Source organism: Actinacidiphila cocklensis, assembly GCF_907177275.1.
GTDB lineage: Bacteria > Actinomycetota > Actinomycetes > Streptomycetales > Streptomycetaceae > Actinacidiphila > Actinacidiphila cocklensis.
In genome coordinates, this window is sequence record NZ_CAJSLV010000065.1 from 40,836 (window position 1) to 54,014 (window position 13,179).

Here is a 13,179-nt window from a genome sequence, read left to right on the forward strand (position 1 = left end):
CGGTCGCCCCTCGGTGACCGCAAGGGGCTGTTGACCTGCGGCTGGGCGGCCAGCGGGCAGGTGTGCGGTTCATCTCGCCTTTGTACTGCCGGTGTCCGGCTGGCTACTGTCGGCTGCTGTGGCATCCCATCGACGCGCACCGCAGCCAGGCCTGGCCGTCCGCACCACCCGGGTCACCGTGCTGTCCGCGGCGGCCGCGGCCACCGCGGCACTGTCCGGCGGCACCGCCCAGATCGCTGCGGCCGACCCCGCACCGGCCGCTGGCCCGGACACCGCGACCCGGCTCGACCGGCTCTACCAGCAGGCCGAGCAGGCCACCGAGAGCTACGACGCCGCCCAGGAGCGCGCCAGGCAGTTGCGCGCCGACGTCGCCACCCTCCAGGACCGGGCGGCCCAGGGCCAGCAGCGGGTCAACGAACTGCGGAACGAACTCGGCGCGCTGGCCGCGGAGCAGTACCGCGGCGGCGCCCTCGACCCGTCGATCGCGCTGCTGCTGTCCGACGACCCCGCGCACTCCCTCGACCGCGCCGCCGCCCTCGACCGGCTCGGCGCCCGGCAGACCCAGCAGTTGCGGGAACTCCAGGACGCGGAAAAGGCGTTGGACGGGCAGCGCCGCCAGGCGGCCGGCAAGCTCACGGAACTGAACCGGACCACCGCGGAGCTGGGGCGGCGCAAGACCGCGGTGCAGCAGGCGCTGGCAGCCGCCAGGCGGGTGCTGTACACCCTGCCCCCCGCCCAGCGGGCCGGCTACGTCCCCGGCATGGGCGACCGCGCCTCGCGCGACCGCGTCCCGCTGCCCGACCTGCCGAAGCTGCCCGCCGCCTCCGGCCGTGCCGCCCTCGCGGTCGCCGCCGCCCGCCAGGTCCTCGGCTCGCCCTACGTGTGGGGCGCGACAGGCCCGCACTCCTTCGACTGCTCAGGACTGATGCAGTACGCCTACGGCCGCGCGGGCGTGGCGCTGCCGCGCACGTCCCAGGAGCAGATGAACGCGGGCCGCCGCGTCCCCCTCGACCAGGCCCGCCCCGGCGACCTGGTCATCTACCGCGGCGACGCCGGCCATGTCGCGATGTACGTCGGCGGCGGCCGCGTCATCCACGCCCCCTACCCGGGCGCCCAGGTCCGCTACGACCCCGTGGGCATGATGCCGATCACCGCGGTGACCCGGCCGTAGCGCCTGCCGTACGGTCCGGGGCGCCCCCAGAGCCGCCGGCAGGGCAGGGCCGTACGATCGGGCGCATGACCGCGGTGCAGCCACGACGCTCGACGGCCGGCGCCGTGTACGCCGTCCTGGCCCTTCTCGGGCTGCTCGCCGCGCTCACCGGATGCGGGGGAGTGGCGCACAAGCCCGCGCGGCCCGCCGCCGACACCGCCGTACAGCAGTTGCTCGACCGGCAGGCCGCGGCGGTGCGGCAGCACGACCAGCGGGCCTTCCTCGCCGGGGTGGACCCCCGGTCCACCCGCTTCCTCGCCGACCAGCGCCGGATGTTCGGCAACCTCGCGCAGGTGCCGCTCGCCGACTGGTCCTACCGCCTGGTCCGTACCGGCGCCTTCCCGCTGCCGCCCGCGGCCGCCGCGGACGGCACCCGCAGGACCGGGGCACAGGTCGAGCTGCGCTACCGGCTGCGCGGCTACGACGCGCAGCCGGTGGTCTCCACGTCGTATCTCACCCTCACCCAGCGTGCCGGGCGCTGGTACGTCGCCGCCGACGACGAGGGGGCGTCCGCCGGGCTGCGCAGCGCCGTACAGCTGTGGGACCAGGGCAAGGTCACCGTGGTGCGCGGGGCGCGCAGCCTGGTGCTCGGCCTCGGCGACACCAAGACGCTGCGCGGCTACGCGGCCGATGCCGACGAGGCGGTGCCGCAGGTGCAGCACGCCTGGGGCCGGGCCGGCTGGCCCGGCACCGTCGTGATCGAGGCGCCGCGCACCCTCGGCCAGCTCGGCGAGCTGCTCGCCGCGAACCCGGCCGACTACCAGGGCATCGCCGCGGTCACCACCGGCGAGCTGGGCGGCAGCGCGCAGGCCCCCGCCGACCGGGTGATCGTCAACCCGGCGGCCTTCGGCGAGCTGTCCGCCTTCGGGCGGCAGGTCGTCCTCACCCACGAGACCACCCATGTGGCCACCCGGTCGGCCACCTCCGCGCACACCCCGCTGTGGCTGTCCGAAGGCTTCGCCGACTGGGTCGCCTACCGCGACGCGGGCCGCACCGCCCCGGAGATCGCCCCCGAGCTGGCCAAGGACGTCACCGCGGGCCACCTCCCCGCGACCCTCCCCGCCGACGCGGACTTCCGCCCCACCTCCACGGCGCTGGCCCAGGCCTACGAGGGCGGCTGGCTCGCCTGCCGCATGATCGCCGACCAGTGGTCTCCCGCCCAGCTCACCGCCCTCTACCGCGCCGCCGCGGCCGGCACCCCCCTCGACACGCTCCTGCACAGCACCCTCCACGTGTCGCTCGCCGACTTCACCTCCCGCTGGCGCACGTACGTCCAGCAGGAACTGGCATGAGCGGGCGGGGCGTTGTGCTGGGCATGAGCCAGGAGGACGGGATGGACGAGGGGGACTTCACCGCCGAGTACGTCGCGCGGGCGCGGGCGCTGCGCCAGGGGGTGTGGCCCGTCGCGCTGGGCGGGCGGGCCGCCGGGCTCGCGCTGCTGCTCGGGCTCGGCCTGACCTCGGCGGGCGCCGGGCTCGTCGCGGGCTTCGGGAGCGCGTGGGCCGGCCGGGTCGCCGGCGGCGCCGTCACGCTGGTGCTGCTGCCGCAACTGCTCGCCCTGCCCTTCGGCGCCCGCACCCGGGTCGTACGCTCCCGCTTCGGCCTGGTCACCCAGGGCTGGGGCGGCTGGGCGGTGGACGTCCTGCGCGGGCTGCTCGTCTCGCTCCCGCTGGTCGGCGGCGCCCTCTTCGCCGTCTACGCGCTGGCCGGTGCCACCCGCTGGTGGTGGGTGTGGGCCGCGCTCGGCGCCGCGGCCGCCACGGTCGCGCTGTCCTGGGCCGCACCGGTGCTCTTCGAGCCGCTCTTCAACCGCTTCACGCCGATGGCCCCAGGGCCGCTGCGCGACGCCCTGCTCGGGCTGGCCGAGCGCGACGGCGTGACCGTACGGGACGTCCTGGTCGCCGACGCGTCGCGGCGCACCACGGCGCTCAACGCGTACGTCTCCGGCTTCGGCCGGACCCGGCGGATCGTCGTCTACGACACGCTGCTCAGCACGGCGGAGCCGCGGGAGGTCGAGCTGGTGGTCGCGCACGAACTCGGGCACGTCGTGCACCGCGATGTCGCCCGCGGTACCGCGCTGGGCGCGGTGGGTGCGGCGCTGGGGGTGTGCGTACTGGCCGCGGTCGTCAGCTGGGAGCCGCTGCTCTCGCTCGCCGGCGTCGACCACTTCGCCGACCCGCGCTCGGCGTGGCTGCTCGCGGCGGTCGCCTCGGCCGGCGGGGCGCTCGCCGGGCCGCTGGGGTGCGCCCTCAGCCGGCGCGTGGAGGTACGCGCCGACCGGCACGCGCTGGACCTCACCGCGGACCCGGCGCAGTTCGTCGCCATGCAGCGGCGGCTCACCGTCGTGAACGTCGGCGAGCCGCGGCCGCCGCGCGCGCTCCACTTCCTCTTCGGCACGCATCCGACTCCCGTCCAGCGCATTGCCCTTGCCCGGGCGGGCTTTCCACGGGGGTGAGTGCGCGTTGCGCTGCGCGCGTGCCTGATCTGCCGTCGTGGTTGGCCGCGCAGTTCCTCGCGCCCCTGGGGTCCTGCCCCCTGCGGTTCGCGGTCGGCTCTCCGGCCGTCGTGGCTGGCCGCGCAGTTCCTCGCGCCCCTGGGGGGCAGCCCCGGCCTGTTGCGTTCACAGTGCCGCTGGGAAGGGGGCCGGCCACCGCAGGGGGCCGTCACCTGGGGGTGCGGGGGGCTGCGTGCTCGGGGACGGGCGGGGGAGCGGGGGTCGCGGGTCGGACGGGAGCGGCGGCGCTCCACAGGCGGCGGCAGGCCAGGACGCAGGCGGCGACCAGGAGTGCGTTGCGGGAGAGGATGAGGGCGACGCCCAGAAGGTCGCTGCGCACGACGTGCGCGAAGTAGACCGGGAACTCCAGCGTCGTCAGAAGCGCCGCAGGCAGCAGCAGGAGCACCGGCAACCGCAGAGAACTCTCCCGCAGCGTGGCGCACACCGCCCCGATGCCGACCAGCCACACCATGTACTGCGGGCTGATCACCCGGCTGGTGGTGGTGAAGAGCAGGACCGCGACGAACCCGGCGTCGTACGGCGTCGCCGCCGTGAAGACCCGTGCCCGCAGCCGCCAGAGCAGCAGCCAGCAGAAGGCCAGCAGGCTCAGCGCCAGCGCCACGTCGCTGACCACCGCCACGGGGGAGCCGAGGAATTCCACCGAGCCGTAGTGGAGTGCGGTGACGCCGTGCCAGCCGGCCCGCCTGGCCAGGTGCAGGGCGAGGCCGCCGAGCGACTCGACCTCCGTGCCCCGGTCGCGCTGGAAGGTCAGGAAGGAGAAGGCGCCCGGCATGGTGGCGTGGAAGAGCAGCGAGCCGCCCGCGACGGCGGCACCCGCCGCGGTCCAGGCGCGACGGGTGGCACGGCCGGGCGGCGTGCCGATGAGCAGCAGCAGCGGCCACACCTTGATGAGCGCGCCGGCCCCGGCGAGCAGCCCGCCGGCAACCGGGCGGCGGCGCAGCGCCAGGAGTGCGGCGACGCCGACGGCGGTGGCCATGACGTCGTAGCGGGCGTAGACGATCGGCCCGAGCAGCGCGACCCCGGCCACCCACACCCACGCGCCGTCCAGGCGCCAGGACCGGCGCGAGGCGTCGCGCAGCAGCGCGGCGAGGACGGCGGCGTCGCAGAGGAAGGCCAGCCAGAAGAAGGCCGCGGTGTAGTCGAGGAACGGCAGCGCGCCCGGGGCGACCAGCACGGCCGCGGCGCCCGGCGGATACTGCCAGGTCACGTCGTGCGCGGGGAAGGCGCCGCGCCGCAGCGTCGGGTACCAGTGCTGGTAGACCGCCGACACGTCGTGGACGACGACCTGCCCGGGGAAGTGGACCAGCTCGAAGACGAAGGCCAGCAGCGCCGCGCGGGTGAGCACCCACACGACCACCACCGGCACCGGACCGCTCGTATGCCGATATCTCACGTCTTGCATCTTGCGGCCCGCGGCGGCCGCCCGGCGGGAGGGACGCGCAGGGAGGCCTGCGCGGCGGCCCGCGGCGCCGGAGTAATCTCGGCGGCGATGGAAAAGACCTTGATCGTCACCAATGACTTCCCGCCGCGCCAGGGCGGTATCCAGTCCTTCGTGCACAACATGGCGCTGCGGCTGGACCCGGACCAGGTCGTCGTCTACGCCTCGACGTGGAAGGACCGCACGGCGGTGGCGCGGTTCGACGCCGAGCAGCCGTTCCCGGTGGTCAGGGACCGTACGAAGATGCTGCTGCCGACGCCCGGGGTGACGCGCACCGCGGTGCGGCTGCTGCGGCAGTACGGCTGCTCGTCGGTGTGGTTCGGGGCGGCGGCCCCGCTGGGCCTGATGGCGCCGGCGCTGCGCAGGGCCGGCGCGCTGCGGCTGGTCGGCACGACGCACGGCCACGAGGCGGCCTGGGCGCAGCTGCCGGCGAGCCGCCAGCTGCTGCGCAGGATCGGCGAGGGCACCGACACCCTCACCTATCTGGGTGAGTACACGCGTTCCCGTATCGCCTCCGCGCTGACCGAGCGGGCCGCCGAGCGGATGGTGCAACTGCCGCCGGGCGTCGACGAGAAGACCTTCCACCCCGGCTCGGGCGGGTCGGTCGTACGGGCCAGGCTGGGGCTCGCGGACCGCCCCGTCGTGGTGTGCGTGTCGCGGCTGGTGCCGCGCAAGGGGCAGGACACGCTGATCCTGGCGATGCCGCGGATCCTGCGCGAGAAGCCGGACACCGCGCTGCTGATCGTCGGCGGCGGCCCGTACCGCAGCGAGCTGGAGACGCTCGCCGAGCGCACCGGCGTCGCGGGCGCGGTGCGCTTCACCGGGCCGGTGCCCGAGGGTGAACTGCCCGCGCACTTCGGTGCGGGCGACGTCTTCGCGATGCCGTGCAGGACCCGGCGCGGCGGACTCGACGTGGAGGGCCTCGGCATCGTCTACCTGGAGGCGTCGGCGACCGGGCTGCCGGTCGTGGCGGGCGACTCGGGCGGCGCCCCGGACGCGGTACTGGACGGCGAGACCGGCTGGGTGGTCCCCGGCGGCTCCCCCGAGCAGGCGGCGGAGCGCATCCTGACGCTGCTGCGGGACCCCGACCTGCGCCGCCGGATGGGCGAGCGCGGGCGGGCCTGGGTGGAGGAGTCCTGGCGCTGGGACCTGCTGGCCCAGCGGCTGCGCGACCTGCTCTGAGCCGGTGGCCGTCAGGCCTTGGGGACACGCAGCGCGGCCAGCACCGGCAGGTGGTCGGTGGCCGCGTGCAGGTCGGCGTCGGTGACGCCGGGCAGTGCGTGCGGCACCCCGCAGCCCAGCACCTCGACCGGCTTCGTCGTGAAGACCGCGTCGATGCGCTGGAAGGGTGCCCGCACGTTGGTGACCTCGCCGCCCCAGGGGGCGACGGCGAAGCCGTCCTGGAGGCGGGCGGCGATACGGGCGAAGCCGGGGCGGTCCGGCGGCTCGTTGAAGTCGCCGCCGACCACGACGTTCGCCTCGCCCATCGCGGCCACCCGGTCCAGCAGCAGCCCGGCCTGTTCGTAGCGCTCGGCCGGGCTGAGGCTGAGATGGGTGCTGACCACTCCGAGCCGGGCGCCGCCGATCCGCAGGACGGCGGTGGCGAACCCCCGCTGGTGCAGCGGCGGATGGTGCGGCAGCAGGACGTCCTCGGTGCGTTCGACGTGCGCGCGCAAGCTGGAGAGCACCATCGGACCCGCCGCTGTGGCGCCGCCGGTCACATGGACGAGTCCTGTGGCGTGTGCGAGGCGGGCCGCGGCCTTGCGCCATCGGAAGAACCGCGGGGCCTCTTGGACCAGGACGAGATCGGGGGCGCAGGCACGGATCACCCGGGCCAGCGCCGCCGCGTCGTCCCGCATCGAGCGGATGTTGTAGCTGAGCACGCGGACGACCGCCGAGGCCGGCTCGGTGCTGGAACCCGGCAGATCCTCCACGGTCGTCATCGGCTCAGCCCTGTCGTGCCAGGTCGGCGGCTCCGACGAGTCCGGCCTTGCCGCCGAGCTGGGCGGCGAGCACCTGGGCGTGCGGCCGCCACTCCCCGCCGATCAGCCAGCGCCGGAAGGACTTGCGGATCGGGTCGAGGACCAGCTCGCCCTCGTCCGACACGCCGCCGCCGACGATGAACGCGGACGGGTCGAAGAGCGACGCCAGGTCGGCGAGCCCCGCACCGGCCCAGCGGGCCAGTTCGCGGAAGGAGTCGACGGCGACCGGGTCGCCCTGCCGGGCGGCGGCGCTGATGTGCCGGCCCTCGATTCCGTCCACGGTCCCGTCGCCCAGCGCGAGCAGGGCCTCCGCGTTCTCCGGTGTGGCGTTGGCCCGCTGCTTGGCGTAGCGGACCAGGGCGCGCCCGGAGGCGTACTGCTCCCAGCAGCCCTGGCTGCCGCAGCCGCACAGCAGGCCGTCGGGCACCACCCGGATGTGGCCGAACTCGGCCGCGACGCCGAACCTGCCGCGGCGCAGCTTGTTGCCGATGATGATGCCGCCACCGAGTCCGGTGCCGAGTGTGATGCAGATCACGTCGGAGTGACCCTGTCCGGCGCCGAAGCGGTACTCGCCCCAGGCCGCCGCGTTCGCGTCGTTCTCCACGACCACGGGGAGTCCGACGCGCTGTTCGACCTTGTCCTTCAGTGCCTCGTGCCGCCAGTTGATGTTGGGCGCGAACAGCACGGTGGCACGCTTGTCGTCGACGTAGCCGGCGGCCCCGATGCCGACGGCTTCGATCGTGTGACCGGTGCTGACCTGGCGCACCGCCTCCACGATCGCGTCCACGACGCCTTCGGGAGTCGGCGGCGTCGGCACCTTGACGGTCTCAAGAATCGAGCCTTCCTCGTCGACCACGCCGGCCGCGATTTTGGTGCCGCCGATGTCGACGCCGATGGTGAGTCCCATGTGTCCCTCAGTTTTCGGTCGATCCCCGCTAAGAGAACCGTACCGGAGAGGGGGTCAGTCGAGGTCGATGTGTTCAGCCGTTGAACGCGAGGAGGCCTCGCCCGAGGTCCAGCGGGATTCCGCTCCTGCCACTGCGGACCGGTATGCCGCCAGCAATTCGGCCCCCGCCGCCGTCAGATGGTCGAAGACGTCGGGATTCCGCTCCTTGATGGGTTCGACAACAGAACGCACCTGGGACAGGACGCCCTGCGCGGCCATCTGCACCGCCGGGTTGCGCAGCGCGGCCAACCGGTCACCGACCGCTTCGCCGACCGCCTCGGCGAAGCGCCGCAGCTCCTCGGCGGCGCTTGCCTGGCCCGCCTGTTCGCGCCGCCTGGCGTGCTCTGCTGCGATGTCCTCTGCGCTGGCCTTCGCCCACGCGTCGGCGTCCGGACGGTCGGTGGCTTCGCTCATGATCGGCTCCAAACGGGCGCGGCAGTCGGGTGCGCGGCTTTCTCACGACGTTACCTGAACGACCCGCAGGGGCGGCCCGGCCGAACCGCCCGCGCGATCCGCCCGGTCAGCGCGGCCAGAGACCCGGGTCCGGCGTGAAACGCACCCGCAGCGCGCCGTCGCGCAGCGCGGCACCCTCCACCGTGCAGCGCCGCAGCGCCGAGGGCAAGGGCAGGATGCGCCGGAAACCCCCGGCGTCCACGACGAGTTCGTCCCCGCGCCGCACCAGGTCCAGACCGTCCTTGGAGGCCCCCGGCAGCGGCAGCGACCACACGAAGTGGCCCTCGTCCTTCAGCCGGTCCTCCACGGTCCAGGGATCGCCGCCGGTCGCGTGCGCCGCCTCGTACGGCACCGCCAGTGCCTCCTCGGGACCCTGCGGCTCCCGTCCCAGGTGCGGCAGTTCGTGCAGCGGGACGCCGTCCGCGGCGCAGACCTCGGCCAGCGCCTTGAGGTGGTCCTGCTGGATGCCGGACAGGGCGGAGAGGAAGGGGTCGGCCGCGGCGGCCGGCAGCAGCCGGTTGGCGACCACCGCCGCGGGGCCCAGGCCGTGCAGCGCCAGGCCGGTCCGCGCGGTCCGTACGACGCCGGCCGCGTGCGCACCCGGCTCGACCACGACCGCGACCGAGGTGCCCGGGTCGTCGATCACCGCCTGGACGGCGGCCAGTTCGCGGTCCGCGCGGGCCGCCGCCTCGTACGCCCACTCGGTGGGCATCGGCACCCCCGCCAGCTGGGCCAGCACCGGGCGCAGCGCACGCGCCGCCTGCCGGTCGGCGGGCAGCAACCGGGCCAGGTAGCGCCGCAGTTGTCCGGGCAGCGCGAGCAGCGCCACCGCCTCGCGCACCGGCGGCAGGTCGACGACCGCCAGCTCCCACGTACCGTCGTGGGCCGCGCGCACCGCCCGCAGCAGCGCGAGCGCCTCCGCGCCGGGCAGCGGCGTCAGCTCCTCCGGGTCCAGCGGTGCCGCGCCCAGCAGCGCCAGGAGGGTGCCGCCCCGGCTCTGCAGGTCCAGCAGCGCGTCCTGGAAGGCGGCGCCCGGGTCGACGGAGGCGACGCCGAGCCCGGGGACGGTGCCGGCCAGCGCGGCAGCGGCGTCCCGGTCGTAGGTCAGCAGCAGGGTGCGGGTACCGGCCCTGGCGGCCGCGGCCGCGGTGGCGGCGGCGACCGTGGTGCGGCCCGCACCGCCGGCGCCGGTGATGAGCAGAGTGCGTACGGGAGCCGCCGGCATCAGCCCGCGGTCTCGGCGTCGGCGCCGCCCGCGGCATCCTCGGGCGCGGCCTCGACGCGCTTCTTCAGCCCGGCCAGCGCCCGGTCGATGATGACCTTCTCGGCCTTGCGCTTGATCATGCCCAGCATCGGGATCTTGACGTCCACGGTGAGCTGGTAGGTGACCTCGGTACGCCGGCCGCCCTCCAGCGGGGCGAGCGCGTAGGAGCCGTCCAGGGTGCGCAGCATCTGCGACTTGACCAGCGACCAGTGCACCTCGTCCGCGCTGATCCAGGTGTACGCCAGGGTGTGGTCGTCCTTGATCGCCCCGGCGTCGAGCAGCAGCCGCACCTGCTGGGCGCGGCCCTGGTCGTCACGGGAGAGCACCTCGGCCTCCTTGACCTCGCCGGTCCACTCCGGGTAGCGGTCGAAGTCGGCGATGACGCCCATGACGGCGGCCGGTGCCGCCTCGATCGTGATGCTCGACCGTGTGTGTTCCGCCATCGCCGTGGCCCTCCGGACTACTGGTGCAGGATGCTGCGTGAAGTGTGCTGAGGAGTGTGCTGAGAGGCTATCGCGCCCAGGTGGCGCGGCCGTCACCACGGCGGGTCGGGATCGCCGCGCGCCTCACCACTCCAGGACCCACGGGGTGCGGGTGTGGTTGAAGTGGCCGACGTTGACGCATTCGGTGCGGCCGATCCGGGTACGGGCCACCAGCGGCTGGTGGACGTGGCCGAACAGCGCGTACTTCGGCTGCACGCTGCGGATCGCGTCGAGCAGGGCCTGGCTGCCGCGTTCGAAACGGCGGGCGGTGGTGTCGTAGCACAGCTCGGGGATGGCCGGCGGGATGTGCGAGCACAGCACGTCGACCGGGCCGAGCGCGGCGACCTTGGCCGCGTAGTCCTCGTCGCTGACCTCGTAGGGCGTGCGCATCGCGGTGCGCAGGCCGCCGCCGACGAAGCCGAAGACCCGGCCGCCGATCTCCGCGGTGGTGCCGTCGAGCACGGTGGTGCCGGGGCCGGCGTACTCGTGCCACAGGCCGGGGACGTCGACGTTGCCGTAGGTGGCGTACGTGGGCGTCGGGAAGGCCGCGAACAGCTCGGCGTACTGCTTGCGCACCGCGGCCTCGATGGCGTCGCGCCGGTCGATGCCCGTCCACAGTTGCGCGTCGAGCCTGCGGGCGTCGTCGAAGCGGCGGGCGGTGCGCAGCTCCACCATCCGGTCGGCGTTCTCGACGCCGAAGAGGTCGGGGAAGATGCCGCGGGAGTGGTCCGCGTAGTCCAGGAAGAGCACCAGGTCGCCCAGGCAGACCAGCGCGTCGGCGCCCTCGCCGGCCCGGGCCAGCGCCTCGGCGGCACCATGGACGTCGCTCACCACATGCACCCGCATGCGGTCACTTTATAGGCCGCCGCCGGGCCGTTCCGCTCGCGGGTCACCTGCGGATCGGCGGGGCGCTGGTCTAGTCTTCCGGGCATCGGTGCCCCGGCTCGGCCCGGTGTGTGATGCTTAAAACATCTTGTCGTGCCCCCCTACCGCCGGAGCTTTACCGATGGGTAACGTCCAGCCCGTCCATCACCTTCCCTCCGGGTGCGCCGTGGCACCGATGAGGAGCAGTCGCCTTGCGTGAGTTCAGCCTTCCGGCCCTTTACGAGGTCCCCGCTGACGGCAACCTGACGGACCTGATCCGCCGCAACGCCGCCCAGCACCCGGACACTCCGGTCATCGGCCGCAAGGATTCCGCCGGCCACTGGCAGGACATCACCGCGACCCGCTTCCTCGCCGAGGTGCGCGCCACCGCCCGCGGACTGATCGCCGAGGGCGTGCAGCCCGGCGACCGCGTGGCACTGATGTCCAGGACGCGCTACGAGTGGACGCTGCTGGACTTCGCGATCTGGAGCGCCGGCGCCGTCACCGTGCCGATCTACGAGACGTCCTCGGCCTCCCAGCTCGAATGGATCCTCGCCGACTCCGGCGCGGTCGCCGTCGTGGTGGAGTCCGACGCGCACGAGAAGTCCGTGGAGTCGGTGCGCGAGCGGCTGCCGCAGCTCAAGCACGTCTGGCGGATCGACACCGGCGCGGTCGACGCGCTCGTCGCGGCCGGCGGCGACATCTCCGACGCGGTCCTGGACGAGCGCGGCGCCGCGGCGAACGCCGACTCGCCGGCGACCATCGTCTACACCTCCGGCACCACCGGCCGCCCCAAGGGCTGCGTGCTCAGCCACCGCAGCTTCTTCGCCGAGTGCGGCAACGTGCTGGAACGCCTCGCCCCGCTCTTCCGCACCGGCGACTCCTCGGTGCTGCTCTTCCTGCCGCTGGCCCACGTCTTCGGCCGGCTGATCGAGGTCGCCAGCGTGATGGCGCCGGTCAGGCTCGGCCACGTACCCGACATCAAGCACCTCACCGACGACCTCCAGGGCTTCCGGCCCACCCTGATCCTCGGGGTGCCGCGGGTCTTCGAGAAGGTCTACAACACCGCCAGGGCCACCGCGCAGGCCGGCGGCAAGGGGAAGATCTTCGACCGGGCCGCGGCCACGGCGATCGAGTACAGCCGCGCCCTGGACACCCCGTCAGGCCCCTCGGTGCGGCTGCGCTTCACCCACAAGGTCTTCGACCGGCTCGTCTACGCCAAGCTGCGGGCGGTCCTGGGCGGCAGGGCCACCCACGCGGTCTCCGGCGGCGCCCCGCTCGGCGAGCGCCTCGGCCACTTCTACCGCGGTATCGGCTTCACGGTCCTGGAGGGCTACGGCCTGACCGAGTCCTGCGCCGCCACCGCGTTCAACCCCTGGGACCGCACCAAGATCGGCACCGTCGGCCAGCCGCTGCCCGGCTCCACCATCCGCATCGCCGACGACGGCGAGGTGCTGCTGTACGGCGAGCACCTGTTCACCGGCTACTGGAACAACGAGCGGGCCACCGCGGAGGCCAAGGCGGACGGCTGGTTCCACACCGGCGACCTCGGCACGCTGGACGAGGACGGCTACCTGTCCATCACCGGCCGCAAGAAGGAGATCATCGTCACCGCCGGCGGCAAGAACGTCGCCCCCGCGGTGATCGAGGACCGGATCAGGGCCGACGCGCTGGTCGCCGAGTGCATGGTCGTCGGCGACGGCCGCCCCTTCGTGGCCGCGCTGATCACCCTGGACGAGGAGTTCCTGCCCCGGTGGGCCGCCCAGCAGGGCAAGCAGGGACGCGCCGTGGCGGAACTGGCGACGGACCCCGACCTGCTGGCCGCGGTCCAGCACGCGGTCGACGAGGGCAACGCGGCGGTCTCGCAGGCCGAGTCGGTGCGCAAGTTCCGCATCCTGCCGGCGCAGTTCACCGAGGAGTCGGGACACCTGACGCCGTCGATGAAGCTCAAGCGCAACGTCGTGCTCGCGGACTTCGCAGCCGACATCGAGGCGCTGTACATCCGCTGAACCCGCGCGCGGGCCG

12 protein-coding genes are annotated in these 13,179 nt (G+C 74.2%); 5 read left to right on the forward strand and 7 right to left on the reverse strand.

From position 1 onward, the window contains the following. Positions 1–118: 118 nt before the first annotated feature. From NFU81_RS23385 to NFU81_RS23395, 3 genes are all read left to right on the forward strand, one after another. Positions 119–1,171, forward strand: coding sequence for a C40 family peptidase (locus NFU81_RS23385; RefSeq protein ID WP_251493058.1), 1,053 nt, complete (start codon positions 119–121; stop codon positions 1,169–1,171). A 65-nt stretch (positions 1,172–1,236) separates the two neighbouring features. Beyond that, a complete protein-coding gene (locus tag NFU81_RS23390; RefSeq protein WP_251493060.1) occupies positions 1,237–2,502 on the forward strand; it encodes a hypothetical protein in 1,266 nt (421 codons plus the stop codon). Then, positions 2,499–3,665 carry a M48 family metallopeptidase gene (locus tag NFU81_RS23395; protein WP_251493062.1) on the forward strand — a complete coding sequence of 389 codons (1,167 nt, stop codon included), beginning with the start codon at positions 2,499–2,501 and terminating at the stop codon, positions 3,663–3,665. The genes NFU81_RS23390 and NFU81_RS23395 overlap by 4 nt, the downstream gene beginning before the upstream one ends. 208 nt (positions 3,666–3,873) lie before the next feature. Here the strand turns inward: NFU81_RS23395 and NFU81_RS23400 are convergent, their stop codons facing one another. Further along, positions 3,874–5,118 carry a glycosyltransferase family 87 protein gene (locus tag NFU81_RS23400; protein WP_251493064.1) on the reverse strand — a complete coding sequence of 415 codons (1,245 nt, stop codon included), beginning with the start codon at positions 5,116–5,118 and terminating at the stop codon, positions 3,874–3,876. Between the two features lie 96 nt (positions 5,119–5,214). Between NFU81_RS23400 and NFU81_RS23405 the strand changes: the two genes are divergently transcribed. Continuing rightward, positions 5,215–6,345 carry a glycosyltransferase family 4 protein gene (locus NFU81_RS23405; RefSeq protein WP_251493066.1) on the forward strand — a complete coding sequence of 377 codons (1,131 nt, stop codon included), beginning with the start codon at positions 5,215–5,217 and terminating at the stop codon, positions 6,343–6,345. Between the two features lie 11 nt (positions 6,346–6,356). On the opposite strand, the gene NFU81_RS23410 is transcribed toward NFU81_RS23405, so the two are convergent. The 6 genes from NFU81_RS23410 to NFU81_RS23435 all read right to left on the reverse strand — a co-directional run bounded on the left by NFU81_RS23410 (position 6,357) and on the right by NFU81_RS23435 (position 11,136). Beyond that, on the reverse strand, positions 6,357–7,106 hold the full coding sequence (locus tag NFU81_RS23410; RefSeq protein ID WP_251493067.1) for an endonuclease/exonuclease/phosphatase family protein: 750 nt from the start codon (positions 7,104–7,106) through the stop codon (positions 6,357–6,359). A gap of 4 nt (positions 7,107–7,110) precedes the next feature. Beyond that, positions 7,111–8,052, reverse strand: coding sequence for an ROK family glucokinase (locus NFU81_RS23415; protein WP_251493069.1), 942 nt, complete (start codon positions 8,050–8,052; stop codon positions 7,111–7,113). 54 nt (positions 8,053–8,106) lie between these two features. After that, entirely contained in the window at positions 8,107–8,505 is a 399-nt protein-coding gene (locus tag NFU81_RS23420) for a DUF5304 family protein (protein WP_251493071.1), read from the reverse strand. Between the two features lie 106 nt (positions 8,506–8,611). After that, a complete protein-coding gene (locus NFU81_RS23425) occupies positions 8,612–9,769 on the reverse strand; it encodes an ArsA family ATPase (protein ID WP_251493073.1) in 1,158 nt (385 codons plus the stop codon). Beyond that, positions 9,769–10,251, reverse strand: a complete 483-nt coding sequence (locus NFU81_RS23430) for an SRPBCC family protein (RefSeq protein ID WP_251493075.1) — start codon at positions 10,249–10,251, stop codon at positions 9,769–9,771. Before NFU81_RS23430 ends, NFU81_RS23425 begins: the two co-directional genes overlap by 1 nt. Positions 10,252–10,374: 123 nt before the next feature. Continuing rightward, complete coding sequence (locus NFU81_RS23435) at positions 10,375–11,136, reverse strand: metallophosphoesterase family protein (protein WP_251493077.1); 762 nt, start codon at positions 11,134–11,136, stop codon at positions 10,375–10,377. A gap of 230 nt (positions 11,137–11,366) precedes the next feature. On the opposite strand from NFU81_RS23435, the gene NFU81_RS23440 reads away from it, so the two are divergent. Then, entirely contained in the window at positions 11,367–13,163 is a 1,797-nt protein-coding gene (locus NFU81_RS23440; RefSeq protein WP_251493079.1) for an AMP-dependent synthetase/ligase, read from the forward strand. Positions 13,164–13,179 lie beyond the last annotated feature (16 nt).